A 25460-nucleotide genomic window follows, 5' to 3' on the forward strand; every position below is an offset into this window, starting at 1 on the left:
CGTGACCGCCGTCTTCGACATCGTCAACCCGGCCACCGAGGAGATCGTCACCAGCGTCGAGGAGACCTCGCTCGAGCAGGCCGACGCCGCGATCGAGCGCGCCGCCGCCGCGTTCCCGGCGTGGCGCGCGGTCGCGCCCGGCGACCGCGGCCGGCTGCTGCGCCGCTTCGCCGAGGCCGTCGACGAGCACCTCGAGGAGCTGGCGCAGCTGGAGGTGAGCAACTCGGGCCACACGATCGGCAACGCCCGCTGGGAGGCCGGCAACGTCCGCGACGTCCTGACCTACTACTCGGCGGCGCCGGAGCGGGCCGCCGGACGGCAGATCCCGGTGCCGGGCGGGGTCGACGTCACCTTCGCCGAGCCGCTGGGTGTCGTGGGCATCATCGTCCCCTGGAACTTCCCGATGCCGATCGCCGGCTGGGGATTCGCGCCGGCGCTGGCCGCGGGCAACACCGTCGTCCTCAAGCCGGCCGAGGTCACCCCGCTGACCGCGCTGCGCCTGGCGGAGCTGGCCCGCGAGGCGGGCATCCCCGAGGGCGTCTTCCAGGTGCTGCCCGGCAAGGGCTCGGTGGTGGGCTGGCGGTTCGTCACCCACCCCGCGGTGCGCAAGGTGTGCTTCACCGGCTCCACCGAGGTCGGCAAGCAGATCATGGCCGGCTGCGCCGAGCAGGTGAAGCGGGTGACGCTGGAGCTCGGCGGCAAGAGCGCGAACGTCGTCTTCGCCGACGCCGATCTGGACAAGGCCGCCGCGTCCGCGCCGTACGCCGTCTTCGACAACGCCGGGCAGGACTGCTGCGCCCGCTCCCGCATCCTGGTCCAGCGCCCGGTGCTCGATGACTTCCTCGCCCGCTTGGAGAGCGCGGTGACCGGGCTGCGGGTGCTCGACCCGCGGTCGGAGGACAGCGAGATGGGGCCGCTGATCAGCGCCGTCCAGCGCGACCGGGTCGCCGCCTACGTGCCGGACGACGCCCCGGTGGCGTTCCGCGGCAGCGCGCCCTCGGGCCCTGGTTTCTGGTTCCCGCCGACCGTCCTGGCGCCGGTCGACCCGACGTCGCCGGCGTGGCGGAAGGAGATCTTCGGCCCGGTGGTCGCCGTCGTCCCGTTCGACGACGAGGCCGAGGCGATCCGGCTGGCCAACGACACCGAGTACGGGCTGTCCGGCTCGATCTGGACCGAGAACCTCGGGCGGGCGTTCCGCGTGGCCCGGGCGATCGAGGCCGGCAACCTGTCGGTGAACTCCCACTCGTCGGTGCGGTACTGGACGCCGTTCGGCGGGATGAAGCAGTCGGGCCTCGGCCGCGAGCTCGGGCCCGACGCGCTGGACTCGTTCACCGACGTGAAGAACGTCTTCCTGGCGACGGACTGAGAGGCAGGTTTTCGTGGCGGGTCGGCTCGAGGGCAAGGTCGCGGTGATCACCGGGGCGGCGAGCGGCATCGGCCGGGCGAGCGCCCGGCGGTTCGCCGCGGAGGGCGCGCACGTCGTCGTCGCGGATCTCGACGAGGGCGGCGGGACGGCGCTGGCCGAGGAGCTCGGCGGGCTGTTCGTGCGCGCCGACGTGACCAGCGCCGACGACGTCCAGGCCATGTACGCGGCCGCGATCGAGCGCTTCGGCGGCCTCGACGTGCTGTTCAACAACGCCGGCATCTCCCCGCCGGACGACGACTCGATCCTGGAGACCGAGCTCGACGCCTGGCGCCGGGTGCAGGAGGTCAACCTGACCTCGGTGTACCTGTGCTGCAAGTACGGCATCCCGCTGCTGCTGGAGCACGGCGGTGGGTCGGTGATCAACACCGCGTCGTTCGTGGCCGTGATGGGCGCGGCGACCAGCCAGATCTCCTACACCGCCTCCAAGGGCGGGGTGCTGGCGATGAGCCGCGAGCTGGGCGTGCAGTTCGCGCGGCAGGGGGTGCGGGTCAACGCGCTGTGCCCGGGGCCGGTGAACACGCCGCTGCTGCGCGAGCTGTTCGCCAGCGATCCGGAGCGGGCCGCGCGCCGGCTGGTGCACGTGCCGATGGGCCGGTTCGCCGAGCCGGAGGAGATCGCCTCCGCTGCCTGCTTCCTCGCCTCCGACGACGCCTCGTTCATCACCGCCTCGACGTTCCTGGTCGACGGCGGGATCTCGGGTGCGTACGTGACGCCGCTGTGAGTCCGCGGCCGGTCGTCGGCATCACGACGTACGAGGAGACGGCGCGGTGGGGCGTGTGGAACTGCCCTGCCGTCCTGGTGCCGGCCGACTACGTGCGCAAGGTGTCGGCGGCCGGCGGGGTGCCCGTGCTGCTGCCGCCGCTGGCCGGCGACGTGGAGGTGCTCGACCGGCTCGACGCGCTGGTCGTCGCCGGCGGCTCGGACGTCGACCCGGCCCGCTACGGCGCCGACCGCTCACCGCGCACCGGGCCCGCGCAGCAGCACCGGGACGACGCCGAGCTGGCCCTGCTGGCCGGGGCGCTGGCGCGGGACCTGCCGGTGCTCGGCATCTGCCGCGGACTGCAGCTGCTCGCGGTGCTGCGCGGCGGCACGCTCGTGCAGCACCTGCCCGACGTCGTCGGCAGCGACGTGCACGTGCCCGCGCCGGGGACCTACGGCGACAACGACGTCCGGATCGCCCCCGACAGCCGGCTGGCGGGGCTGATCGGCACCGAGGCGACCTGGGCCTGCCACCACCACCAGGCCGTCGACGCGCTCGGCGCCGGGCTGACGCCGGTGGCGTGGGCGGCCGACGGCACGGTGGAGGGCGCCGAGCTGGAGGGCGCCCGGTTCGTGCTCGGCGTGCAGGGCCATCCTGAGGTCGGCGACGACGTCCGCCTCTTCGAGGGCCTGGTCGCGGCGGCCCGGAGGCCCTGACCCTCGCCGTGTGGTCGCGACCCGCGCGCCATCCCGCGAGGGCGACGACCGCACCGCGAGGGTCAGCGGGGGGAGGCGGCGGCCGCCCGCACGGCGGCGAGCAGCGAGTCCCACTCGTGCAGCGTGGTGCGCGCCCGCCCCCGGGTCTCGCCGAGCGCGACCTCGGCGGCGTCGATGGCCCGCCAGTCCTCGAGCAGCACCGGCTCACCGCCGCGGGCGATCAGCGTCTGCACCAGGTCGTCGACCGGCCCGCCCACCCGCAGCGTGCCGTCGGCGGCGTCGGCCAGCAGCGCGGCGATCGTCTCGCGCGCGTCGTGCTTGTTGGTGCCGACGACGCCGGTCGGTCCGCGCTTGATCCAGCCGGCCACGTACTCGCCCGGCGACACCGCGCCGTCGCGGAGCACCCGGCCGTCCTCGTTGGTCACCGTGCCCGAGCGCTCGTCGACCGGCAGGCCGGGTAGCGGCACGCCGCGGTAGCCGACGGAGCGGATGACGAGGTCGGCGGGCAGCAGCTCCAGCTCACCGGTGCCGTACGCGCGGCCGTCGCCGTCCACGGCGGTCCGCTCGATCTCGACCGCCTCGATCCGCTCGCTGCCGACGAACCGCGCCGGCCGGCTGAAGAACTGCAGCCGCAGCGGGATCTTGCCCGGCGCCAGCTCGTGCGTGGCCCACTCGCGCAGCACCGCGAGGTTGCGGCTGACCACGCGGTCGGCCTGGGCGCGCTCCTCGGCGTCCGGCTCGAGCTCGAGGTCCTTGGGGTCGACCAGCACGGTCGCACCGGCCAGGCCGTCCAGCTCGCGCAGCTCCTGGGTGGTGAACGCCGCCTGCGCGGGGCCGCGACGGCCGAGGATCGTCACCTCCTGCACCGGCGCGCCGGCCAGCGCGTCGAGCACGTGCTGCGGCATGTCGGTGGGCTCGAGCTCGTCGCCGGTGCGGGCCAGCACGCGGGCGACGTCGAGTGCCACGTTGCCGACCCCGATGACGACGGCGGAGCGGGCACCGCGCAGCGCGGCCTCGACCGTGGTCCGGTCGGCGTCGGGGTGCCCGCAGTACCAGGAGACGAGGTCGGTCGCCGCGAGGCTGCCGGGCAGGTCCTCGCCCTCGATGCCGAGGTGCCGGTCGACCGAGGCGCCGTAGGTGTAGACGACGGCGTCGACGTGCCGGCGCAGGTCCTCGATGGAGATGTCGGTGCCGACGTCGACGTTGCCGACGAAGCGGACCAGCGGGTGGTCGAGGAAGCGGTGCAACGTCTCGCGGATCGCCCGCATCTTCGGGTGGTCGGGCGCGATCCCGTGCCGGACCAGGCCGAACGGCGTGGGCAGCCGGTCGATCAGGTCGACGGCGACCGGCACGTCGTCCTGGCGGGTCAGCGCGTCGGCGGCGTAGATGCCCGCGGGGCCGGCGCCGATCACCGCCACCCGCAGCGGGCGGTCGGGGGACGGGGACGGTCCTGGCTCGGCACCCTCGGTAGTCACGTTTGGCATCCTGACCTCACGCGGCGAGTGTGCACCAGGCCACTCTGCCCCGCCGTCGTCCCGGAGGTCACCCGTGTCCGTCGTCGTCGTTGCCACCATCACCCCGAAGCCGGGCGAGGAGGACGCCGTTCGCGAGGCGGTGCTGGCCGCGATCCCGCAGGTGCACGAGGAGCCCGGCTGCGAGCTCTACGCGCTGCACGAGGGCGCCGGTGAGTTCGTCATGGTCGAGCGGTGGGAGAGCGCCGAGGCGCTGGCGGTGCACTCGAAGGCCGAGGCCCTCACGCGGCTGGGGTCCGCGCTGGCCGGCAAGGTGTCCGGGCCGCCGAACGTCCGGACCCTCACCGCGGTGCCGGGCGGCGACGCCGCGAAGGGCCGGCTGTAGCCGTCAGACGCAGGAGACGTCGCCGTCCAGGCCGCCGCTGACGTACTGGGCCAGGGTGACCTGGCCGCCGTTGGTGAGCGGTGCCCGGTGGCAGGCCGCCGTTGCCCCGGCCGGGCTGCCGGCCCCGGGCAGCCAGCTGGGCAGGCGGTAGAGGTTGCTGTCCCAGGTGACCGTGCCGGCGATCTCCTGCCAGTCGGCCGGCAGGGCGTAGAGGCCGACCGCGCCGCCGCGGGTGCGCAGGTAGGCCGCCATGCCCTCGAGCGTCGCCCGGTTGCGGGCCTGCCCGGCCGATGTCGCGGACTGCCAGGTGTTCGCCGCCTCGACGTCCAGCCACCAGGTGTAGCTGCCGGGGGAGGGATCCACCCGGGCCGACATCGCGGCCGGCACGAAGATCGACGAGACCGAGTTGCGTGCCCGCTCCCAGCCGTACTGCCACGAGCAGGCGGTGCTGTTGCGGCCGTCGCACGCGCCGTAGGGCGTGCTGCCGCTCGACGGCCAGGTGGTGACCAGGTCGCGGATCTCGCCGGGGTTGGCGGTGTTCAGGTAGAGCTGCACCTTCGGCTGGCCGGGAACGACGCCGGTGGACCGCGCGGCCCACTGCAGCTGCGAGTTCAGGCAGGAGTTGGCGGTGGTGGCCAGCCCGCCGTTGACCCCGACGACGCCGAACGCCTGGCCGGTCGGCAGCGACCTGCCGCACTGCGGGTGCGAGACGTCGTAGCCGACGGTGGGGGAGTTCGCGGGCGCGGCGGAAGCGCTCGTCGCGGGCAGACCCAGCGCCACCGCGACGGCGGCGATCCCCGTGACGAGCAGGCTGCGCGGCCCTCTGCTCATCGGCGGCGACGGTACACGGAAGCGGCGGGGTCAGCGGGGCGGACGAGACGGGTGGGACGACTCCTCAGACCGCCTGGCAGACCGGGCACCAGTACAGGTTCCGGCCGACCATCTCCTCGGTGCGGACCTCCGTCCCGCAGATGCGGCAGGGCAGGCCGGTGCGCCGGTAGACGTAGTGCGCGTCGGCGAGGTCGACCGGGCCGCGCCGGCGCGCGCGGTCGGCGGGCAGGGTGGTGACGATCCGCCCGAGCTTCACCCCGGCCCGCATGAGGACGACGAGGTCGGCCCACATCCGCGCCCACTCGTCCTCGGCGAGCGCGTGGCCGGGCCGGAACGGCGAGACCCGGTGCCGGAAGAGCAGCTCGGCCCGGTACACGTTGCCGACGCCGGCGAGCACCGACTGGTCCATGAGCAGCGCGCCGACCGGCGTGCGGCTCTTGGCGATCCGCCGGTAGGCGCGGCCGCCGTCCGCCCCGCGGCGCAGCGGATCGGGGCCGAGCCGGTCGAGGATCGCGGTCACCTCCGGCCGGGTGAGCACCTCGCAGGCGGTCGCGCCGCGCAGGTCGGTCCAGACGCCCCCGCCGTCGGGCCCGTCGCCCTCCCAGCGCATCCGCAGCGCCCCCTTCGGGGCCGGCGGGACGCCGGTGCCGGTGGTGAACGTGCCGTACAGGCCCAGGTGCACGTGGACGACGTCGCCGCCGAACGCCCCGAACAGGTGCTTGCCGTAGGCGGTGGAGCGGTCGAGCACCCGGCCGTCGAGCAGCTCCGCGCCGGCGGCGAAGCGGCCCTGCGGGCTGCTCACGCGCACGGGACGGCCGGCGAACAGCACCGTCTGCTGGCGGGCCAGCCGGTGCAGGGTGTGGCCCTCAGGCACCGGCGCGCACCGCCTCGTAGCGCGCCAGCGCGACCTGCCGCTCGGCGGCGTGCTCGACGATCGGCTCGGGGTAGCCGGCCGGCACCCCGCCCGGCGCCCGCCACGGCTCGTGCACGAAGCGGTCCGGGACCTCGCGCAGCTCGGGCACCCAGCGGCGCACGTACGCGCCGTCCGGGTCGTACTGCTGGCCCTGCCGCACCGGGTTGAACACCCGGTAGTAGGGCGAGGCGTCGGTGCCGGTGCCGGCGACCCACTGCCAGCCGTGGTTGTTGCTGGCGAGGTCCCCGTCGACGAGGTGGGCGAGGAAGTGGCGGGCGCCGCGCCACCAGTCCACGTGCAGGTCCTTGGTGAGGAACGAGGCGGTGATCATGCGGACCCGATTGTGCATCCACGCCTCACCGAGCAGCTGGCGCATCCCGGCGTCGACGATCGGGTAGCCGGTGCGGCCCTGCGCCCAGGCCGTGAAGCGCTCGTCGGCGTCCGGGCCGGTGTCGTACTCCAGCCGCGCCATCCGCCGGTCGAAGGCCTCGTGCGCGGTCTCCGGGCGGTGCCAGAGCACGTCGGCGTAGAAGTCGCGCCACGCCAGTTCGTCGGTGAACCGGCGGACGTGCTCGCGGGGCGCCTCCGCGGCGGCGAGGTCGGCCAGCAGCGTGCGGGGGTGCACGCAGCCGTACTTGAGGTGCACCGATAGCCGGCTGGTGCCGTCGATCGCGGGCAGGTTGCGGGCGTCGTCGTAGCCGGCCAGCCGCTCGTCGCGGAACCGCCGCCAGGCGGCGCGGGCGGCGGCCTCCCCGGCGGCGGGGAGACGCGCCCCGTCCAGCTCCTGCGCGGGTGGCAGGCCGTCGGAGGCGACGCCGCCGGCCCAGGTGAGCGCGCGGGGGCGGGGGGCCGGCGCCCGCCAGCCGTGCTCCCGCCAGGCGCGGGCGAACGGCGTGAAGACCTTGTAGGGCGTGCCGTCGTCCTTGGTGAGCCGGCCGGGCGTCACCGCGTACGGCGACCCGGTGCCGACCAGCGGGACGTCGCCGAGGGCGCGCTCGACCGCGGCGTCCCGGCGGCGGCCGTAGGGACCGGTGTCGGCGCTGACGTGCACGCTGCCGGCGTCGATCTCGCGGACCAGGCGGGGGACGACGTCCGCCGGGTCTCCGGTCCGGACGACGAGTGCGCCGTCGAGGGCGGCGGCGAGCTCGGCGAGGCAGTCGCGCAGGAACTGCCGGCGCGGGCCGCCGGCCGGCTCCCAGAGCCGGGGGTCGACGACGAACAGCGGCAGGATGCCGCCGTCGGGACCGGCGGCGTCGCGGGCGGCGAGCAGGGCCGGGTGGTCGGCGAGCCGGAGGTCGCGGCGGAACCACAGCAGCGACGTCGGCACGCCCGCCAGATTAGGTGGGGCGCAACCGATCTGCAGATCAGCGGGCGGCAGGCTCCAGGCCGAAGTGGCCGCGGTCGTCCTCGGCGACGAGGTCGACGTCCTCGGGGTGCTGCTGGATGTAGTGCCGCACGAAGGAGCAGTAGGGGAGCACGTGCAGGCCGCGCTCGCGGGCGGCCGAGAGCACGCCTGCCACCAGCGCCGTGCCCATGCCCTGGCCGCCGACGGCGGGGTCCACCTCGGTGTGCGGGAGGGCCATGGTGCCGTTCTCGATGTGGTAGCTCGCCAGTCCGACCGTGCGGTCCCCGACCCGGATCTCGAAGCGTCCCCGCTCGGGGACGTCGACCACGCTCGTCTCCATCGTGCGCCTTCCACCTTCCGTCGCCCGGCGTCGTTGCCGGTACGGCACGTGTGCCGAGCACGGTAACCCGTGCTGTCTGCTCCGACGCTCTTTGGCATGAACGACGAAGCGGGTGTCGGGTTCTGTTCCCCGCTTCGGTTGTGGTCAACCGTCTGTGTGCGTCTCTGCACCACTTGTGCATCCGGGCGGGTGCGTTCCGTGACGCCCGGCCGAGTCTGTCGGCACCTGGTCCGAGGATGCGCCCGTGAGCGAGCCCGTATTCGTGACGAAGACCCGTGCCAGCTTCGACGCCGTCGCCGGCGCCTATGCCGCGACGTTCTCCGACGAGCTGGACGGCAAGCCGCTGGACCGTGCCCTCCTCGGCGCGTTCGCCGAGCTGGTGCCCGACGGACCGGTGGTCGACGTCGGGTGCGGGCCCGGCTACGTGACGGCGCACCTGACGTCGCTGGGGCTGGACATCTCAGGCATCGACCTGTCGCCCGGGATGGTGGAGGTGGCGCAGCGGGCGTACCCCTCGGTGCGGTTCTCGGTCGGTTCGATGCTGGGGCTCGACCTGCCCGACGGCTCTCTCGCCGGGCTGGTCGCGTACTACTCGATCGTCAACATCCCGCGGGCGGAGCTGCCTGTGGTGTTCGCGGAGTTCGCGCGCGTGCTCGCCCCCGGCGGGGTGCTGCTGATGGTGTTCCAGGTCGGCGACGAGGTCCGGCACGGCACGGAGTGGCTCGGCCACCCGATCGACCTGCACGTCTACCGCAACCAACCGGACGTCGTCGCGGAGCAGCTCGCCGAGGTCGGGCTGGCGGTGCGGATGTCGACGGTCCGTCAGCCGGACGACGACGGGGTGGAGGTCGGCCCGCGCGCCTACCTGCTGGCGACCCGCTTGTCAGGAGACGCCTGACGCATCTGCTGTCAGGACATGCCTGACAGCAGGTGCTCGTTCTGCACCAAGGACGCGGACTCGGTCGGCACGCTGGTCGCCGGCGCCGGGGTCTTCATCTGCGACGAGTGCGTCGCGCTGTGCGCGCAGTTGGTCAAGGACAAGAAGACGTCGGGCCCGGCGCCGCGCGTGCCGATGTGGGAGCAGGTCGGCGACGAGGCGCTGCTCGCCCACCTGCCGCGCATCGAGGCCGTCCGCGACCAGGTGGACGACGACCTGCGCGCCTGGGTGGCCGAGGCCCGGCGTCGCGAGCTGTCCTGGGACAAGATCGGCGCTGCCCTCGGCATGAAGCGCCAGTCCGCATGGGAGCGCTTCGCCGGCTGACTCCCGCGCTGTGTCGGGGCACTGACCGCGGATCAGGACGAGCGGCGATGCGCGAGGTCGGAAAGCCTCCCCGTAGGCTCAACCCGGTCCCGCCCTCGTAGCTCAGGGGATAGAGCGCCCGCCTCCTAAGCGGTAGGTCGCAGGTTCGAATCCTGCCGGGGGCACCGGCAGGCTCGAACCCTCGCGTCAGGCGGTGGGCCGGGCGCTCAGGTTGGACAGCCGCACGGTCACCGGCACGTTGGTCACGCTGCTGGACAGGTAGGCGGTCAGCCCCACCGCTCCGGCCGCCTGCAGCGCTGCGTAGGTGTCGGTGCCCGTCGTCTGCCACGCCGTCGGCTCGGTCTGGGTCGCCGGCCAGACCTTCAGCCGCACCGTCGTCGGGCTGGTGCCGGTCACCTGCATGCGGACGTTGAGCTGGGTGTTCGCGCCATAGGTGATCGTCGTCGGGAGGGTCACCGCCGAGGCGATCGCGACCGGCGTCGACGTCCCCTTGAGCGCGGTCAGCTGGACGGTGATCCGGCCGGTCGAGGCCATCACCATCCGCGCGCGGTACTCGGTGTTGGTGCCGACCCGGCGACCGACGACGTCGAGGTAGGCGCCGCTGCCGGTGGGCACCTTGTCCAGCGACAGGGTGAACCGGTAGTCGGTGTCGGTCCGGGTGGTGCTGCCCAGGTAGACCGACCGGGTGTTCCCGGCGGCCGGGATCACGATGCTGCCGGTCTGCGGCGTCACCGAGAAGTTGGCCGCCGTCCCGCTGGTCGTCCAGGTGCCGCCGAGGTCCGCCGTCCCCCAGCCGTTCGAGACGCTCCGGTTGAACGTGTCGGTGGCGAAGTCGACCGGCCCCGTGGGTTGGGTGACCGTCACCTGTTTCGTCGTCGTCCCGGTGGCACCCAGGTTGTCGGTGACCGTGAGCGTCACGTCGTAGGTGCCCGCCGCGGCGTAGGGGTGCTGCGGCGTTGGGCCGCTGCCGGTCGAGCTGTCGCCGAAGTTCCACGCGTAGCTCGTGATCGACCCGTCGTCGGTGGACGTCGACGTGAAGGAGGCGGTCAGCCCGGACGTCGTCGAGGTGAAGTCGGCGACCGGGTTCTGGTTCGGCGGCGGCGGGCCGCGGTGGATCGCGAACGAGTCGTTGAAGGTCCCGTCGGTCGCCACGAACTGCGCGCTGAGGTCGTCCGCGGTGATCGTGACGTCGAGGAAGCCGTGCGAGCCGCCCAGGTTGGAGCCCCCGGACGACGCGAAGTACGGCGACTCGGTGTCGGTCGTCGTCACCGCCCGCAGCGCCTGGCCGCCCGTGCCGACCGTCTCCCAGACCGTGCCGGCGCCGGCGACGAGGTCGCTGTCGGAGTCGACGACGCAGTCGGCGTCGTAGGAGCCGACCGGGATGGTGGTGCACCCGGGCCGGCCCTGAGCGAGCTGCTTGGACCGCTGGTACAGGTGCTCGTGGCCGCTGAGCACGAGGTCGACCTTCTTGTTCAGCAGCAGTGCGCGCAGGTCGGGGTCGACGCTGCAGTCGTACTCACCCTGCGACCAGCACGGCACGTGCATGCCGACGACCACCCACGGGATGCTCAGGTTGCGGGCGCCGTCGATGGCCGCCGACGTCCAGTTGTAGGGCGCGGTGCCGGCGGCGTAGCTGGTGTTGCCGGCCGCGAACGGGATGCCGGGGGAGATCATCACGAACCGGACCAGCGGGTTCACCCGCGGAACGTCGACGTACCACTGCCGCCCGTAGGTGCCGACGACGCCCGGCAGCTGGTTGGGCAGGCAGGCGGAGAAGTCGTTGATGTTGCCGTTCTGCCCGTTGCTCTCGTGGTTGCCCGAGATCAGCTCGAACGGGTACCCGGCCCCCATCCGCGAGGTGACGAAGTCGCACCAGGACTGCTCCTGCCCGGTGACCCCGTAGGACAGGTCGCCGAGGGCGAGGGCGAGGTCGGCGTCGGCCGCCTTCATCCCGTTGAGCACGCCGCTGGTCGCCGAGGTCTGGGCGAAGTCCCCGGCTGCGGTGAACTCCACGACGCCGGGTTCGTTCGCTCCTTCTGCGGTGGATGCGCCCACGAACGCGAGCAGCAGCAGGACGGCGGCGAGCTCGGCGATGGTCCGGATCCGCATGTCGGCCTCCCGTGGGGGCGCACGCATCTGTGACCCCGCTGTGTTGGCGGCGGACGCTAGCTGCGGCGACGGCGGCGCGTAAGAGGGTGCGGCGCGTATCGCTCGTCCGATCTACCGTCGGCGACGTGGTGATGGGGCTGGTCGAGGTGCTGCTCGTCGCCCTGGTGATCGGGCTGATCGGGTTCGTGGTGTGGGGTGCCTACCGGGCGTTCCAGCGCGGCCTGCCGGCCGGCGGGCCGCCGCGGCTCCCGGCCGGTGACCGTGCCTGGGTGGCCGAGCAGATCGCGCGGGCACGGTGGACGGCGGCGCACGACGAGGTCGACGGGACGACGCGGATCCTGCTGCGCCGGGGCTACACCGGGCTCGACGGGCAGCCAGCGGTGCTGGAGGAGCGGGTGTTCGAGACCTTCCCGTCGGACGAACCGGCCTGGGAGGCGCGGTTCACCGAGGGCTTGGCCAACGCCCGCTACCGGTGCAGCTACCTCAACGCCGAGGACTCGAGGGAGTAGGTCGTGGCCGAGCTGCGCGCGCTCGTGTTCGACGTGTTCGGCACGCTGGTCGACTGGCGGTCCAGCCTGGTCACGTCGGCGACCGAGGCGGGGCTGCGCGCAGGCGTGGACGCCGACTGGGCGGCCGTGGTGGACGACTGGCGGCGGGCCTACCCGCCGGCGCTGGAGCGGGCGCGCAAGGAGCCGGCGTGGCGCGACCTCGACGCGCTGCAGCGGGAGACGCTGGACGACGTCCTGACCCGGTACGGCATCGACCTGCCGGCCGCGGACCGCGAGGTGCTCGTGCAGGCCTGGCGGCGATTGCGGCCCTGGCCGGACACCGTCGCGGGGATGGAGCGCCTGCGCAGCGGGTTCGTCACCGCGACCCTGTCCAACGGGCACGTGGCGCTGCTCGTCGACCTGGTCCGGTTCGGCGGCTGGCGGGTGGACGCCGTCCTGTCGGCGGAGCTCGCGGCCTCGTACAAGCCCGATCCGGCGGTGTACCTGCGCGGCGCGCAGCTGCTCGGTTGCGCGCCGGAGGAGGTCGGCATGGTGGCCGCGCACGCCGGCGACCTGGAGGCCGCCGCAGCGGTGGGGCTGCGTCCGCTGTTCGTCCGCCGGCCCGACGAGTGGGGGACCGGCGTTCCGGAGGACCCGCCGGACCTGCCCGGACTCGTGGTCGCCGACGACCTGGACGACCTCGCCGCGCAACTGGGCTGCTGAACCTGGGGACGGCGGCCTCGCCTGTGGATTGCAGACGGCACGGGAGCTGTCCCCGTCGATAGACCGACGGCGTGGACGACGACTACGAGAACTGGCGGGCCGCTGCGGTGGCGATGAGCACCCGGCCCGGCGAGTGCGTGCTCTGCTACGTGCACCGGATGATCAGCGCCTTCGGCTGCGACGGCACGCTGCGCTGGGCTCTGCGCTGGCGGGACCGGCGCGCACCCCGGGCGACGCGGCTCGAGGCCCGCCTGACGGCCCGCGGCGCGCTCTGCGACTGCGAGCTGTTCACCGACCGCGAGTCCGCGCTTCGCGCGCCGGAGCGCTGCGCCGGGTCGGACGGCGCGTCGGCGCCGTGCGACAACTGGGGGTCCTTCGGTCGGGCCTCGTGGTGAGCGCTGGGCAGACTGGAGGCCATGAACCAGGTCGTCGCCACCGCCGAGCACGTCGTCCGGGCCCCCGCCGAGCAGGTGATGGCCGCCCTCTCCGACTACGAGGGCGCGCGCCGCCGCGCGATGCCGGAGCAGTTCAGCGACTACCGGGTGGAGGCCGGTGGCACCGGGGCCGGCACACGCGTGCACTGGCGGTTCGCCGCCACCTCCAAGCGCGTGCGCGACCAGCTGGTCGAGGTCAGCGAGACCGACGCGGACACCCTCGTCGAGCGGGACGCCAACTCCTCGATGGTGACCACCTGGACGGTCCGTCCGGCCGACGCGGGGGTCACGACGGTCGCGGTGCGCACGACCTGGAACGGCGCCGGGGGCATCGGTGGTTTCTTCGAGCGCACCTTCGCGCCGAAGGGCCTGCGGCGCGTGCACCTCGACCTGCTCACCCGGCTCGAGCGCGAGCTGACCTGACCTCGCGGCACGCCGGCCGCCGACGAGGGACGATGGTGAGCGTGAGCGCCGCACCTTCCCTGGAGGAGACCCTCCCGTCCTTCGGGGTCGACGCGCTGGCGCGGCTGGTCGCCGACGGCGACGTGGTGGTGCTCTCCGGCGCCGGGCTGTCCACCGACTCCGGGATCCCCGACTACCGCGGTGCCACCGGATCGCTGCGGCGGCACACGCCGATGACCTACCAGACGTTCACCCGCGACCCCCGCGGCCGCCACCGCTACTGGGCACGCAGCTTCGTCGGGTGGCGGCAGATCCGCGGCGCCCGGCCGAACGCCGGGCACCGGGCAGTGGCCGCGCTGCAGGACGCCGGTCTGGTCTCGGGTGTGATCACGCAGAACGTCGACGGGCTGCACCAGGCCGCCGGTGCGCGGGAGGTCGTGGAGCTGCACGGCGGGCTGGACCGGACGGTCTGCCTGGCCTGCGGCGACGTCGCCGGCCGCGCCGCTCTCGACGAGCGGCTGCGCGCGGCCAACCCCGACTTCGGCCCGCGGACCGACGAGATCAACCCGGACGGCGACGCCGAGCTGCCCGACGAGGTCCTCGACGGCTTCGTGATGGTGGACTGCACCGCCTGCGGCTCCGGACCGCTCAAGCCCGACGTCGTCTTCTTCGGCGAGACCGTCCCGCGCGACCGGGTCGACACCTGCTTCGAGCTCGTCGACGACGCCGGCTGCCTGCTGGTGCTCGGCTCGTCGTTGACGGTGATGAGCGGCTACCGGTTCGTGCTGCGCGCCGCCAAGGCCGGCATCCCGGTCGCGATCGTCAACGTCGGCCCGACGCGGGGCGACGCGAAGGCCGACGTCCGCGTCCACGCGCCGCTCGGCGTCGTCCTGCCCGACCTCGCCGCCCGAGTGTCGGGCTGACCGCTGGAGCGCACCGAGGACGGGCGCTGGATCGTCGTCGACGGCCGGCGGTGGCGGGCGACCGACCCTGCGGTGCCCCAGGACGTGCGGGCCCGCCTGCAGCACCACCTCGGGCAGGCCCGGGCGACGGTGCGCAGCGCCGGCCGGGCGGGGGACGAGGCCGCCGTCGCCGCGGCGCGGGCGCGCGTGCACCGGGCCAAGACCGGGCTCGGCGAGCGCGGGCCGGCGTGGTGGGACCAGGACGAGACCACCCGCCGGGCCCGGTGGGAGGACGCCCTGCGCGAGCTCGACGCCGGCTGACCCGGCGGGGTCGGTCCGGCTCGGCGAGGATGGGCCGCGATGCAGACCTTCGTCCCGGTGGCCGACTTCGAGGAGAGCGCGCGGCTGCTGGACTCCCCGCGCCTGGGCAAGCAGCGGGTGGAGACCCTGCAGATCCTGCGGGCGCTGGAGCTGCCGGACTACGGATGGGCCAACCACCCCGCCGTCCTGATGTGGCGGGGCCGCACGCCGGCGCTGGTCGCCTACGGCCTGGCGATGGTCCGGATCTGGCGCGAGCGGGGGTTCGCCGACACGACCCACGCGCAGATCGCGGAGTTCGCGCCCGAGGTGGTCGGCCGCCCGCAGGCGGAGCTGGCCGCCGACGGGTTGCTGCCGTCGTGGATGGGTGAGGAGGCGCTGCACCGCTCCCACCGGTCCAACCTCCTGGCGAAGGACCCGGGGTTCTACCGCCCGCGGTTCACCGAGCTCTTCGGCTCCGAACCCGACGACCTGCCCTACGTCTGGCCCGATCCCGACGACCTCCCGCCCGCGCCGGAGCCCGAGGGGGTGCGCGTCTGGGTGGTCCGGCCGCGGTCCCACGACGAGCTGGGCGCCTGCCTCGCCGCCGGGGTGGTGGGCGTGGGCACGCAGTCGGGGGTGGACGTCGACGCCACCGGCCTGTCGCCGGCGGAGCTGCGCGCGCTGGCCAAGGAGCTGTCCGGACGGCGACCGGCCAAGGACCTGCGGCAGCTCTCGGCCTTCCTCGACGACGTGAAGCCCGGCGATCCGGTGGCGCTGCCGATCGAGCACGGCGCGGGACTGCTGCTCGGGGAGGTCGTGGGCGACTACCTGTTCCAGGGGCGCGAGCTGCTGCCGCACCGCCGCCCGGCGCGGTGGGACCGGGTCGTCCCGCGAGCTGCCGCGCGTCCGCCGGCGAGCCTGCAGGACCCGCGCGCGCTGTTCTCCGTCGTCCTCGACCCGGCGCACGTCGGCGGCTGACCCACCGGGCTCACCGGCTCAACCGGCGAGGGCCGCCGCCAGCCGGGTCCGGCCGTCGAGCCCGAACCGCGGGTGCTCGGCGTCGATGACCACGCCCCACACGGCGGCGTGCAGCCGGCGCAGCTCCAGGAACGGGGCCAGCTCGTCGTCCGTCGGGGCGCCGGGGAAGAAGTCGAGTGCTGCCCGGCCGTCGAGCCGGCCGGTGCGGCGCAGACAGGCGAGGTCCCACTCCACCGGGCCGGTGGAGGTGTCCTCGAGATCGCCCCAGACCCAGCCGTCGGGGGTGGCGAGCAGGTTGCCGGGGTGCGGATCGCCGTGCAGGGCCCGGGTCGGGCCACCGAGCCGGGGAGTGAGCGCGTCCAGCCGCCGGGCCAGCGCGTCCAACTGCTGCTCGGGGACCTCCCACTCCGCGCCCCGCACGGCGAAGGCGGCGAGGTCGTCGAGCGGGGTGTCCAGCGGCGGGGTGGCCGGCGCCGGCAGCTCGGCGAGCACCTCGTGCAGGGCGGCGAGCGCCTGCCCGGCGTCCTGCGGGGTCGGCCGATCGGGCAGCAGCTCCACGCGGCGCCAGAAGGAGAGCACGCTGCCCGAGTGCTCGTGCGGGCCCGGCGGCAGCAGGTCGGACGGCGGCACCACCGCCGCGCCGGCCGCCGTCAAGGCGGTGGCCAGCGCGACCTCCCGGCCGAACGGCACCCGGACCTCCGCGCGGAGGCGGCCGGTCAGGGTCGCGACCCGGGCCACCACGGGTGCCGGTGCGAGGTCGACGACCACGTTCGCGCCGTCGTGGAGCACCCGGGCGTCGTCGGTGCGCAGTCCGTGGGCGGCCGCGACCGCGCGGGCGGCGGCCACGGCCGCCGCGACGCGGCTCACGCCCCGGGGAGGGCGACGTTCTGCAGCCGTACCTGGCCACGGGCTACGGTCTTGCCGTCGTCCGCCCGGGTCAGGGTGACCAGCCAGAGCTGCAGGGTGCGGCCCTGCTGGATGGGCTCGGCGACGACGTCGATCCGTCCCTCGTTCATCGGGCGCAGGAAGTCGGTCTGGTTGTTGACGCCGACCGCGAACTGGCCGCGCTCGGCGACGGCCGCGCTGGCCCCGATCGAGGCCGCTGACTCGATCACCGTGCAGTAGACCCCGCCGTGGACCACGCCCCACGGGGTGTGCTGGTCGGGACCGAGGTCGACGTGCCCGGTCACCCGTGTGCCGCTGAACTCGGCGACCTCGAAGCCGGAGGCGGCGACGAACGCGCTGGCCTTGGCCAGGTCGGGGGAGGGGAAGCCGGTGCTCATGCCGCGTCCCACACCAGGCAGAACGGGTGACCCACCGGGTCGGCGTAGACCCGGAAGTCGCCGCCTTCACCGGGCAACCGCCGCGCGCCGAGGGCGAGTGCCTTCGGCTCGGCCTCGTCGACGTCCTGCACGTAGACGTCGAGGTGGAACTGCTGCGGCCGGTCGGGATCGGGCCAGTCCGGCGGTTGCAGGTCCGGGGCCTGCTGGAAGGCCAGCCGGTAGCCGGCACCGGTGATCACCACCCAGTCGTCGCCGGGAGAGCCCGTCACGTCCATGCCGAGCAGCTGGGCGTAGAAGGTGGCGAGCGCGTGGGCGTCCGGAGCGTCGATGACGACGGAGTGCAGCTGGCCGATCATGCCTCCATCCTCACCACACTCCTCACGTGCGCGACAGCCGGATACCGGTCGCCGGTCGCCGAGATCCGGCCACCCGGCCTGCGGCGACGCGATGCGGTGTCGGACGATCGGGGCATGCGCCGTCCCCGTCGACCCCTCGCCATCCGATGACCGCGCCCGTGCTCGGCACGCTGCCGTGGCAGCCGGCGGCCGACCACCCGGAGCTGCTCGGAGCACCCGTCGCGGCGGCCCTCCCGTCGCTGCCCGGCCCGGCGTGGGTGGCCGAGATCGACGAGGACCTCGCCGACACCGCCGCCTTCACCGACGCCTACCAGGTGCCGTCCGCCGCCTCGGCCAACTGCGTCGTGGTCGCCGCCCGCCGCGCCGGCCAGACGACGATGGCGGCCTGCGTCGTCCTCGCGACCACCCGCGCCGACGTCAACGGCCTGGTCCGCCGGCACCTCGACGCCCGCAAGGCCTCCTTCGCCCCCCAGGACGTCGCGGTCGCCGAGAGCGGGATGGCCTACGGCGGGATCACCCCGATCGGGCTGCCGGCCGGCTGGCCGGTGCTCGTCGACGCAGCCGTGGCGGCCGCGGACCTCGTCGTCATCGGATCCGGGACGCGGGGCAGCAAGCTCGCCGTCCCGGGCGCCCTGCTCGCCCAGCTCCCGGGCGCCCAGGTGCTCGAGGGGCTCGGGCAGCCGCTGGAGCAGCGGCAGCCGCCCCGGCCCGAACGGGCCCCCGACGACACCGACGTCGGCTGGGGTGAGCGGCCGCGCGACCCGGACGACGACGACCGCCGCTACCTCGAGGACCGGCCGCCGCACTGGGGCAGCGACTAGGCCTACACCTGACCGGGCAGCGTCGTCGTGCCCGGACCGGACGGGTCGTGGCCCGGGCCGACGCCCTGCTGCGCGCGCAGGAGATCGCGGATCTCGGCGAGCAGCTCCACCTGCGTCGGCAGGGTCGGGCCGGGCTCCTCGCCACGCCTGCGTCGCTCCATCAGCCGCTTCATGGGCAGCACCACGACGAAGTAGACGACCGCGGCGGTGACCACGAAGGTGATCACCTGGCTGATGAACGCGCCGTAGGTGAAGTCCTGGCCGTCGATCGTGACGACGCCGCCGAACTTGCCGCCACCGGTGACCAGGGCGATCAGGGGGGTCAGGAACGAGTCCGCGAACGAGTTGACGACGGCGGTGAACGCTGCACCGATGACGACGGCGACCGCGAGGTCGACGACGTTGCCGCGCAGCAGGAAGTCCTTGAAGCCCTTCAGCACCGGACCATCCTGCACGGACCGGGCGCCGGCGGCCGGACGACGGGCCGGTCACGGCGCCGGCAGGCTCACCGTGAGGGTGGCCGTGGTGGCCACCGCCGCGAGCCGGGCCGCGGTGGACGCGTCGACCGCGAGGACGAGCAGACCGGCATCGCCCGTGGCCTCGTCGACCGGGCCCGGTGCGGCCAGCACCAGCGCGTCCGCCGCCACCACCTCGGCGGTTGCGGCGTCGGGCGCGGTCGCGAGCACGTCGACGCGGTCGCCGGCGCGCACGAGAGCGGTCACCGCGAGGTCGGCGAGCCGGACCGGCGCGGCCACCTGATCGTCGGGCAGGCCGCTGGTCAGCCCTGGCCCGACCAGCCGGACGTCGGTGACGCTCTCGCCGGCCCGCACGGCCCCGGCCAGCCCCCGGCCGATCAGCTCGGACGGGTCGTCGGCCCGGCCGGCCGGTGCCGTGTCGAGCGGCAGCCGCGCCACCCGCAGATCACCGGCGCTCAGCGTCGTCCCGGCCGCCAGGTCGGCAGCGGCGACGACCACCGGCGTGCTGGCGACACCGGCGTCGGCCGCTGGCGGCGAGCGCAGCGCCAGCGCCAGCGCACCCGCGGCGAGCAGCGCCGCCAGGGCGCGCCGCAGTGCGTGGACGGGGGAGCGGGGACGGCGGATCCGGAACACGCCGGCAAGCCTCGGCCGCGGCCGGACCGTCGTGGAAGCAGGCGGCTCAGGTTGTGGATCCGGCGTCCGGCTGTGGACAGCCGGCAGCACTCACCCGCGCAGGTCGAGCACGGTCAGCTCGCGGCGGCCTTCGAGGTGCCGCTCGACGAGGAGGAGTTCGATGACGACGAGGACGAGGTGGAGCTCGACGAGGACGACGAGTCCGACGACGAGCTGCTGGTCGACGAGCTGCTGCTCGACGAGCCGCCGGACGACGAGCTCTTGCCCGCCGCCGCCCGGCTGTCCGTGCGGTAGAAGCCGGAGCCCTTGAACACCACGCCGACCGAGCCGTAGACCTTGCGCACCGAGCTGCCGCAGGTCGGGCACTCGCTGGCGGGCTCGTCGGTGAACGACTGCACGAGCTCGAAGTCGTGCTTGCCGTCGGGGTTGGTGCAGACGTACTGGTACGTGGGCACTGTGGTGCGCTCCTCGTGGGCTGAGCCGAATTGGCACTCTTCCCTGTCGACTGCTAATGATGCGCCTCGACGGCCGCCACGTCCACGTCTGACGACGAGCGTCACTCTCGCGTCGCGGGGCGACCCGTTCGGCACGGCGTCGGCGCTCAGCCGGGCCAGCGCAGTCCGAGGATCACGGTGTCGTCCTTCTGCCCCTCGAAGGAGAGCGCATCCAGCAGCGAGTCGACCAGCGAGGGCAGCGGCTGGCCGTCAGCGTCGAGCGCGGCGGTGCGCAGCCGGTCGAGTCCGGTGTCGATCACCTCGCCGCGGCGCTCGACGGCGCCGTCGGTGAACGCCAGGAGCGTCCCCTTCGCCGGCAGTTCCAGCGCGGCGGCCGAGGCGGCGGGGCCGCCGACACCGACGGGCGCGGACACCGGGCACTCGAGCAGCCGCCCCTGGCCGTCGGCGACGAGCAGCGGGCCGAAGTGGCCCGCGGACACCAGCCGCAACCGCCCGGCGCCGGAGTCCAGCTCGCCGAGCAGCACGGTGGCGAACTGGTGGTCGACGTCGACGTCGATGAGCCGGCGGAGCTTGGTCAGCACCACGTCGATGTCGTGCCCCTCGGCCAGGTAGGCGCGGACGGCGAAGCGCAGGGACGCCATCGTGGTCGCGGCGGGCAGGCCGCGTCCGGAGATGTCGCCGACGACGAACACGCAGCGACCGGGGCCCTTCTCGATCACGTCGAACCAGTCGCCGCCGACGTCGAGCTCGTCGACACCGGCGACGTAGCGGGCGGCCACCTCCACGCCCTCCAGCTCCGGGACCGGCGGCAGCAGGGCGTGCTGCAGCGTGCCGGCGATGCCGCGCTGCTGGCGGTAGAGCCGCTCGTTCTCGACCGCCAGCCGCTCGGCGACCGCCCGGCGGCGGGACACGTACTCGACGACCGCCGCGGCGCCGAGGGAGAGCACCACGCCGACGGCCAGCACGATCCACGGGAGCGCCGCCGCCAGCCCGCCGGCCAGGTGGGTCGGCGAGGCGCCGACGATGGTCACCTGACCGGTGCCGAACGGCACGGTCGTGCGCTGGGTCTCGCCCCGGATCGGTACCGGTGCGGTCGACTCGAGCAGCTGCTCGGGGTCGGCGGTCGGACCGAGGTAGAGCGCGAGATCCAGCCCCGACAACGGGGAGTCCGACGTCACCGGCAGCCGGTGGCCCTTCGGCAGCGGGGACTCGGCGTAGATCACGAGGTCGCCGGCGCCCTCGGCCGGGCGCAGCGCGTACGCCAGGCGGTCGGGGTCACCGGGCAGGATGCCCAGGACGTTCAGCGAGCCGTCCGCCTTCAGGCTCCCCAGGGCGGCCGGGCCGTCGGCGGGAAGCCGCGCCTCCAGCCCCTGCTGCGCCACCTGCGACACCTGGCCGTCGGTGACCCGCCACAGCGACAGCGACTGCTGCGTCTGCTGCAGCTGCCGGGCCGCCCACCGCGCGAAGGTGTCCGGCCGGGCACCGGTGTTGACCGCCACCTGGCCCATGTCGGCGAGCTGGACCTGCAGCACCGCCGCCTGGCTGGTCAGCAGCGTGCCCACCTGCGCCAGCTGGCGGGCGAGCAGCCGCTGTTCGCTGTGCTCGTCCACCCGCCAGGTCAGGAAGGTGAGGCCCGCGGTGATCGCCAGCAGCAGGACCGCGACCCCGACGGTCACCTTGCGTACAGCAGAGATGGACATTTCGTTAGCAACCATAACGGTTGCACGGCCTCCGTCGACCCTCCGCGCCGGAACGGCGGACGCTCTGACCGGTACGGTCTCGGACCGTGGCGCAGCAGTGGCTCGACGAGCAGCAACAGCGCACGTGGCGGGCATGGCTGACCGTCTCGGAGCTGGTGCCGCGGGTCCTCGACGCCCAGCTGCAGCGCGACGCCGGCCTGACCCACGCCGCCTACGTCGTCCTGGCGATGCTGTCGGAGGCGCCGGGCCGCAGCCGCCGGATGAGCGATCTGGCCCGGCGGGCCAACCAGTCGCAGAGCCGCCTGTCGCACACCGTGGCCCGGCTCGAGGAGCGCGGGTGGGTGCGGCGCGAGCGGGCCGCCGACGACGGTCGCGGCAACCTCGCCGTCCTCACCGACTCGGGCTGGGACGTCGTCCGGTCGGTGGCGCCCGGGCACGTCGAGGCCGTCCGGTCGGCGATGTTCGACCCGCTCACCGACGAGCAGACCAGGGCGCTCCGCGAGGCGCTGGAGACCGTCCTCGACCGCCTCGACCCCGACCACAGCCTGCGGGTCGAGCACGGCGACGCCGTGCACGACGAGGGGTAGCGCTCAGCGCCCCAGGTACCGGTAGCGGTGCAGCCGGCTGCGGAAGCGCTCGGTGTCGTCGCGGCCGAGCAGCCCGGCCAGCTCCTCGCCGAGCACCCGGCCCAGCCGCCCGCAGAACTCGACCGGCTCGTCGGCGGCATCGGGCCGCTCCGGGACGACGCGGTCGACGATGCCGGCCCGCCACAGGTCGGTGGCGCGCACGCCCTGGTCGGCCGCCATGAGGTCGGCGTGGTCGACGTCGCGGTAGACGATCGCCGACGCGCCCTCCGGCGGCAGCGGCCCGAGCCAGCCGTTGGCCGCGGCCAGCACCCGGTCGGCCGGCACCAGCGCCAGCGCGCCGCCGCCGGTGCCCTGCCCGAGCAGCACGCACAGCGTCGGCGCCTTGAGCATCACGAGGTCCTCGAGGCAGCGCGCGATCTCCCCGGCCAGGCCGCCCTCCTCGGCCTCCTGGGACAGCGCGGCGCCCGGGGTGTCGATGAGGGTGAGCAGCGGCAGCCGCAGTTCCTCGGCCAGGTGCATGCCGCGCCGGGCCTCCCGCAGCGCGGCCGGGCCCAGCGGCGCCGACAGCGACTGACCGCGGCGGTCCTGGCCCAGGACGACGCACGGCGCGCCGCCGAAGCGGGCCAGTGCCAGCAGCAGCCCCGGATCCTTCTCCCCGGCGCCGGTGCCGGACAGGCCGACGACGTCGGTCGCCGCGGTGCGCAGCAGCCGCCGCACGCCCGGGCGGTCGGTACGCCGCGAGGCGGTGACGACGTCCCACGCGCTGCGGTGGTCCTCGGGGTCGTCGGCGTCGGTGCCGTCCTCCGCGCGCGGGCCCTCGGCGTCGCGCACGTCCAGGTGCCACGTCTGGCGGGCCGACAGCACCCGCAGCGCGCGGTCGGCGACGTCGGCGATCTCCTCGTGCGGGACCACCGCGTCGAGCAGGCCGTGCTCGGCCATGTGCTCGGCGGTCTGCACGCCTTCGGGGAACTTCTCGCCGTACAGCGCCTCGTAGACCCGCGGGCCGAGGAAGCCGATTGCGGCGCCCGGCTCGCCGATCGTCACGTGACCGAGCGAGCCCCAGGAGGCGAGCACCCCGCCGAACGTCGGGTCGCGCAGGTAGACCAGGTAGGGCAGCCCGGCCTGCTTGTGCCGGGCGATCGCCGCGGTGATCCCGATCATCTGCAGGAAGGCGACGGTGCCCTCCTGCATGCGGGTACCGCCGGAGACCGGCGCGGCCAGCAGCGGCAGCCCCTCCTCGGTCGCCCGCTCGACCCCGCGGATCAGCCGCTCGGCGGTGTCCACGCCGATCGACCCGGCGAGGAAGCCGAACTCGCCGGCGACGACCGCGACCCGCCGTCCGCGCAGCGTTCCCTCACCGGTGACGACGGCCTCGTCCTGCCGGGTCCGCTCGCGGGCCTTCTCCAGGTCGGCGGCGTACTCCGGGTCCACGTCCCGCGGCTGCACCGGCGTGTCCCACGACTTCCAGGAGCCCGGGTCCAGGACGAGATCGCGCAGCGTCCGCGCGTCGAGCCGGGCCGGTCGCCCCGTCACGTCGCGTGCCCGTCCTCGACGTCGTCCCCGGCCGGCTGCGGGACACCGTCGGAGGCGGCGAGCCACCTCCGGATGGCGTCGTTCGACGACCCGAGCACCGGCGGCGGCAGGTGGTCGCGTCGGGTCGTCTCGGTCTCGCCGTCCGGGCCGGGGGAGAAGAACCGCAGCGGGGGACCGGGGATCGTCAGCGCGCCCAGGGTCTGGTGCTCCACGTCGACGAGCAGGCCCTGCGAGGCGGTCTGGTCCCAGGTGTAGACGTCGTCGATGGTGCGCACCTTGCCCGCCGGGATGCCCACCTTGTTCAGCCGCGCCAGCAGCTCCTCGGCCCCGATCGACGCGAACGCGCCCTCCAGCAGCGCGATCACCGCCGGCCGGTTCACCACCCGGTCGCCGTTGGTGGCCATGCCGTCCGCCTCCGGGTCGAAGCCGAACTCCGCGCACAGCCGCCGCCACAGCGACTCGTTGGCGCAGGCCACCTGCACGCTGCCGTCGGCGCAGTGGAACAGCCCGTACGGCGCGATCGACGGGTGGTGGTTGCCCTGCGCGCGGCCGACCTGGCCGGCCACGGTCCACGCCGTGCCGTGGAAGGCGTGCACGCCGACGATCGCGGCCAGCAGCGAGGTGCGCACCACCTTGCCGCGCCCGGTCCGCTCGCGCTCCAGCAGCGCGGCCAGCACGCCGTAGGCGCCGTACATGCCGGCGAGCAGGTCACCGATCGGGACGCCGACCCGCTGCGGGTCGTCCGGCCCCGGACCGGTCACCGACATGAGGCCACCCTCGCCCTGGGCGATCTGGTCGTAGCCGGCCCGGCCGCCCTCCGGCCCGTCGTGCCCGAACCCGCTGATCGCCAGGGTCACCAGCCGGGGGTTGAGCTCGGCGAGCACGTCGGTGCCGAAGCCGAGCCGGGCCAGCGTGCCCGGTCGGAAGTTCTCCAGCAGGACGTCGGCCCGGCGCAGCAGCTCGGTGAGCAGCGCCTTGTCGCCGTCGTCCTTGAGGTCGAGGGTGATCGACTCCTTGTTGCGGTTGGCCGCCAGGAAGTAGGTCGACTCCCGGTCGCCGGAATCCGGCTGCACGAAGGGCGGACCCCACCCGCGGGTGTCGTCCCCGGCGCCGGGGTTCTCCACCTTGATCACCCGCGCGCCGAGGTCGCCGAGCATCATCGCGGCGTGCGGCCCGGCGAGTGCGCGGGTCAGGTCGACGACGAGGACGCCGTCGAGCGGTCCGGACATGGTGCAGGGCTCCTTCCAGCGGCGAAAGCGCCCTAACTGTCTCAGCGCTCCGGTTCCTCCGCCGACCCGAGGGGCTGCCAGCCGCCGGACGGGGTGACGACGGCGTCCACCCGCCGGTCGTGCTCCTCGGCCGGCAGCTCGTCGACCAGCTCGTCGTCGAACACCAGCGCGACGAGGACGGCGTCCGGCCGGACGTGCACCAGAGCCCGGTCGTAGTACCCGCCGCCGCGGCCCAGCCGCACCCCGCGGCGGTCCACCGCCAGCGCCGGCACGACCACGACGTCGGCGGCGCCGATCGCCGTCGGCCCGAGGCGCGGCCCCACCGGCTCGAACAGGCCGAAGCGCCCGGGCGCCAGCCGGCCGGTGTCCACCGCCCAGCCCAGCTCGCGGCCGGTGGCCGGGATGATCGGCAGCAGCACCCGGGCCCCGAGCTGGGTGTACGCCGCCGGCAGCCGGCCCGCGCCGGGCTCGATGTCGTCCGGCACGTAGGCGGCCAGCGTGCGGGTGCCGGCCAGCCCGCGCAGCAGTGCGCTCATCACCGCCGCGGCGGCCGCCGCCCGTTCCGGTGCGGGGCGAGCGCGACGGCGGGCGAGGATCTGCTCGCGCAGCGCAGCCTTGGCCGCGACCGGGTCGTGCGGGGAAGTCACCACGGAAGCCTAGTT

General features: G+C 74.6%; 31 protein-coding genes, 1 tRNA gene and 1 pseudogene. 17 read left to right on the forward strand and 16 right to left on the reverse strand.

From position 1 onward, the window contains the following. Position 1 precedes the first annotated feature (1 nt). From GGQ55_RS12490 to GGQ55_RS12500, 3 genes are read left to right on the forward strand one after another with little or no spacing between them, the layout of a single operon-like run. On the forward strand, positions 2-1366 hold the full coding sequence (locus GGQ55_RS12490) for an aldehyde dehydrogenase family protein (protein WP_179717130.1): 1365 nt from the start codon (positions 2-4) through the stop codon (positions 1364-1366). Between the two features lie 13 nt (positions 1367-1379). Further along, entirely contained in the window at positions 1380-2147 is a 768-nt protein-coding gene (locus tag GGQ55_RS12495) for a 3-oxoacyl-ACP reductase (protein ID WP_179717131.1), read from the forward strand. After that, positions 2144-2842, forward strand: a complete 699-nt coding sequence (locus tag GGQ55_RS12500) for a gamma-glutamyl-gamma-aminobutyrate hydrolase family protein (protein WP_179717133.1) — start codon at positions 2144-2146, stop codon at positions 2840-2842. Before GGQ55_RS12495 ends, GGQ55_RS12500 begins: the two co-directional genes overlap by 4 nt. A gap of 62 nt (positions 2843-2904) precedes the next feature. On the opposite strand, the gene GGQ55_RS12505 is transcribed toward GGQ55_RS12500, so the two are convergent. Then, entirely contained in the window at positions 2905-4317 is a 1413-nt protein-coding gene (locus GGQ55_RS12505) for an FAD-dependent oxidoreductase (protein ID WP_366489184.1), read from the reverse strand. 73 nt (positions 4318-4390) lie between these two features. Between GGQ55_RS12505 and GGQ55_RS12510 the strand changes: the two genes are divergently transcribed. Next, positions 4391-4699: a putative quinol monooxygenase gene (locus tag GGQ55_RS12510; protein WP_366489186.1), complete on the forward strand. Its 309-nt coding sequence runs from the start codon at positions 4391-4393 to the stop codon at positions 4697-4699. A 3-nt stretch (positions 4700-4702) separates the two neighbouring features. On the opposite strand, the gene GGQ55_RS12515 is transcribed toward GGQ55_RS12510, so the two are convergent. The 4 genes from GGQ55_RS12515 to GGQ55_RS12530 form a co-directional block, all read right to left on the reverse strand. Beyond that, positions 4703-5530: a glycoside hydrolase family 25 domain-containing protein gene (locus tag GGQ55_RS12515; protein ID WP_179717139.1), complete on the reverse strand. Its 828-nt coding sequence runs from the start codon at positions 5528-5530 to the stop codon at positions 4703-4705. A 64-nt stretch (positions 5531-5594) separates the two neighbouring features. Continuing rightward, positions 5595-6404, reverse strand: a complete 810-nt coding sequence (locus GGQ55_RS12520; RefSeq protein ID WP_179717141.1) for an Fpg/Nei family DNA glycosylase — start codon at positions 6402-6404, stop codon at positions 5595-5597. After that, positions 6397-7770 (reverse strand): cryptochrome/photolyase family protein, encoded by a 1374-nt coding sequence (locus GGQ55_RS12525; RefSeq protein ID WP_179717143.1) that lies wholly within the window; start codon positions 7768-7770, stop codon positions 6397-6399. Before GGQ55_RS12525 ends, GGQ55_RS12520 begins: the two co-directional genes overlap by 8 nt. Positions 7771-7807: 37 nt before the next feature. Further along, positions 7808-8128, reverse strand: coding sequence for a GNAT family N-acetyltransferase (locus tag GGQ55_RS12530; protein WP_179717145.1), 321 nt, complete (start codon positions 8126-8128; stop codon positions 7808-7810). Positions 8129-8372: 244 nt separating this feature from the next. On the opposite strand from GGQ55_RS12530, the gene GGQ55_RS12535 reads away from it, so the two are divergent. From GGQ55_RS12535 to GGQ55_RS12545, 3 genes are all read left to right on the forward strand, one after another. Next, complete coding sequence (locus GGQ55_RS12535; RefSeq protein WP_179717147.1) at positions 8373-9026, forward strand: class I SAM-dependent DNA methyltransferase; 654 nt, start codon at positions 8373-8375, stop codon at positions 9024-9026. 18 nt (positions 9027-9044) lie between these two features. Beyond that, on the forward strand, positions 9045-9389 hold the full coding sequence (locus GGQ55_RS12540; RefSeq protein WP_179717149.1) for a ClpX C4-type zinc finger protein: 345 nt from the start codon (positions 9045-9047) through the stop codon (positions 9387-9389). Between the two features lie 91 nt (positions 9390-9480). Continuing rightward, positions 9481-9553, forward strand: a tRNA-Arg gene (locus GGQ55_RS12545). 22 nt (positions 9554-9575) lie between these two features. Here the strand turns inward: GGQ55_RS12545 and GGQ55_RS12550 are convergent. Beyond that, a complete protein-coding gene (locus GGQ55_RS12550) occupies positions 9576-11498 on the reverse strand; it encodes a PKD domain-containing protein (RefSeq protein WP_179717151.1) in 1923 nt (640 codons plus the stop codon). 125 nt (positions 11499-11623) lie between these two features. Here GGQ55_RS12550 and GGQ55_RS12555 point away from each other — a divergent pair, with 125 nt between their 5' ends. The 7 genes from GGQ55_RS12555 to GGQ55_RS12585 all read left to right on the forward strand — a co-directional run bounded on the left by GGQ55_RS12555 (position 11624) and on the right by GGQ55_RS12585 (position 15725). After that, positions 11624-12007, forward strand: coding sequence for a hypothetical protein (locus tag GGQ55_RS12555; RefSeq protein WP_179717153.1), 384 nt, complete (start codon positions 11624-11626; stop codon positions 12005-12007). Between the two features lie 3 nt (positions 12008-12010). After that, complete coding sequence (locus GGQ55_RS12560) at positions 12011-12709, forward strand: haloacid dehalogenase type II (RefSeq protein ID WP_179717155.1); 699 nt, start codon at positions 12011-12013, stop codon at positions 12707-12709. A 71-nt stretch (positions 12710-12780) separates the two neighbouring features. Beyond that, the gene (locus tag GGQ55_RS12565) at positions 12781-13104 is read left to right on the forward strand and encodes a DUF2695 domain-containing protein (RefSeq protein WP_366489191.1); all 324 of its coding nucleotides are present in this window, start codon (positions 12781-12783) and stop codon (positions 13102-13104) included. A gap of 21 nt (positions 13105-13125) precedes the next feature. Beyond that, the gene (locus GGQ55_RS12570) at positions 13126-13566 is read left to right on the forward strand and encodes an SRPBCC family protein (RefSeq protein ID WP_179717157.1); all 441 of its coding nucleotides are present in this window, start codon (positions 13126-13128) and stop codon (positions 13564-13566) included. A gap of 41 nt (positions 13567-13607) precedes the next feature. Then, positions 13608-14468, forward strand: a complete 861-nt coding sequence (locus tag GGQ55_RS12575; RefSeq protein WP_366489193.1) for an NAD-dependent protein deacetylase — start codon at positions 13608-13610, stop codon at positions 14466-14468. Positions 14469-14540: 72 nt separating this feature from the next. Next, complete coding sequence (locus GGQ55_RS12580) at positions 14541-14768, forward strand: biopolymer transporter Tol (protein ID WP_246323805.1); 228 nt, start codon at positions 14541-14543, stop codon at positions 14766-14768. Between the two features lie 39 nt (positions 14769-14807). Then, a complete protein-coding gene (locus GGQ55_RS12585) occupies positions 14808-15725 on the forward strand; it encodes an MSMEG_6728 family protein (RefSeq protein ID WP_179717161.1) in 918 nt (305 codons plus the stop codon). 18 nt (positions 15726-15743) lie between these two features. Here GGQ55_RS12585 and GGQ55_RS12590 read toward each other — a convergent pair whose 3' ends face one another. From GGQ55_RS12590 to GGQ55_RS12600, 3 genes are read right to left on the reverse strand one after another with little or no spacing between them, the layout of a single operon-like run. Then, on the reverse strand, positions 15744-16592 hold the full coding sequence (locus GGQ55_RS12590; protein WP_179717163.1) for a phosphotransferase: 849 nt from the start codon (positions 16590-16592) through the stop codon (positions 15744-15746). Beyond that, the gene (locus GGQ55_RS12595; protein ID WP_179717164.1) at positions 16589-17008 is read right to left on the reverse strand and encodes a PaaI family thioesterase; all 420 of its coding nucleotides are present in this window, start codon (positions 17006-17008) and stop codon (positions 16589-16591) included. Before GGQ55_RS12595 ends, GGQ55_RS12590 begins: the two co-directional genes overlap by 4 nt. Then, on the reverse strand, positions 17005-17364 hold the full coding sequence (locus GGQ55_RS12600) for a VOC family protein (RefSeq protein WP_179717166.1): 360 nt from the start codon (positions 17362-17364) through the stop codon (positions 17005-17007). Before GGQ55_RS12600 ends, GGQ55_RS12595 begins: the two co-directional genes overlap by 4 nt. A 146-nt stretch (positions 17365-17510) precedes the next feature. Here GGQ55_RS12600 and GGQ55_RS12605 point away from each other — a divergent pair, with 146 nt between their 5' ends. After that, entirely contained in the window at positions 17511-18185 is a 675-nt protein-coding gene (locus tag GGQ55_RS12605; RefSeq protein ID WP_179717168.1) for a YbaK/EbsC family protein, read from the forward strand. 2 nt (positions 18186-18187) lie between these two features. On the opposite strand, the gene mscL is transcribed toward GGQ55_RS12605, so the two are convergent. Then, the gene (gene mscL, locus GGQ55_RS12610; protein WP_179717170.1) at positions 18188-18625 is read right to left on the reverse strand and encodes a large conductance mechanosensitive channel protein MscL; all 438 of its coding nucleotides are present in this window, start codon (positions 18623-18625) and stop codon (positions 18188-18190) included. A gap of 48 nt (positions 18626-18673) precedes the next feature. Further along, on the reverse strand, positions 18674-19294 hold the full coding sequence (gene cpaB / locus GGQ55_RS12615; protein WP_179717172.1) for a Flp pilus assembly protein CpaB: 621 nt from the start codon (positions 19292-19294) through the stop codon (positions 18674-18676). A gap of 72 nt (positions 19295-19366) precedes the next feature. Here cpaB and GGQ55_RS28395 point away from each other — a divergent pair, with 72 nt between their 5' ends. After that, a complete protein-coding gene (locus GGQ55_RS28395; RefSeq protein ID WP_366490367.1) occupies positions 19367-19588 on the forward strand; it encodes a hypothetical protein in 222 nt (73 codons plus the stop codon). Positions 19589-19602: 14 nt separating this feature from the next. On the opposite strand, the pseudogene GGQ55_RS28400 reads toward GGQ55_RS28395, so the two are convergent. Together GGQ55_RS28400 and GGQ55_RS12625 are read right to left on the reverse strand one after the other, a co-directional pair. Continuing rightward, positions 19603-19884: pseudogene (locus GGQ55_RS28400) on the reverse strand (FmdB family zinc ribbon protein); the annotation flags it as partial. 11 nt (positions 19885-19895) lie between these two features. Then, a complete protein-coding gene (locus GGQ55_RS12625; protein WP_179717176.1) occupies positions 19896-21425 on the reverse strand; it encodes a PP2C family protein-serine/threonine phosphatase in 1530 nt (509 codons plus the stop codon). Positions 21426-21535: 110 nt separating this feature from the next. Here GGQ55_RS12625 and GGQ55_RS12630 point away from each other — a divergent pair, with 110 nt between their 5' ends. Next, positions 21536-22036, forward strand: a complete 501-nt coding sequence (locus GGQ55_RS12630; RefSeq protein WP_179717178.1) for a MarR family winged helix-turn-helix transcriptional regulator — start codon at positions 21536-21538, stop codon at positions 22034-22036. A 3-nt stretch (positions 22037-22039) separates the two neighbouring features. On the opposite strand, the gene GGQ55_RS12635 is transcribed toward GGQ55_RS12630, so the two are convergent. Genes GGQ55_RS12635 through GGQ55_RS12645 form a run of 3 tightly spaced genes read right to left on the reverse strand, consistent with a single transcriptional unit; the run spans position 22040 to position 25445 of the window. Next, positions 22040-23569, reverse strand: coding sequence for a carboxyl transferase domain-containing protein (locus GGQ55_RS12635; protein ID WP_179717180.1), 1530 nt, complete (start codon positions 23567-23569; stop codon positions 22040-22042). Next, a complete protein-coding gene (locus GGQ55_RS12640; protein WP_179717183.1) occupies positions 23566-24798 on the reverse strand; it encodes a CaiB/BaiF CoA transferase family protein in 1233 nt (410 codons plus the stop codon). Before GGQ55_RS12640 ends, GGQ55_RS12635 begins: the two co-directional genes overlap by 4 nt. A 41-nt stretch (positions 24799-24839) precedes the next feature. Then, positions 24840-25445: a 5-formyltetrahydrofolate cyclo-ligase gene (locus GGQ55_RS12645; RefSeq protein ID WP_179717185.1), complete on the reverse strand. Its 606-nt coding sequence runs from the start codon at positions 25443-25445 to the stop codon at positions 24840-24842. Positions 25446-25460: the final 15 nt, after the last annotated feature.

This window comes from Petropleomorpha daqingensis (assembly GCF_013408985.1).
GTDB lineage: Bacteria > Actinomycetota > Actinomycetes > Mycobacteriales > Geodermatophilaceae > Petropleomorpha > Petropleomorpha daqingensis.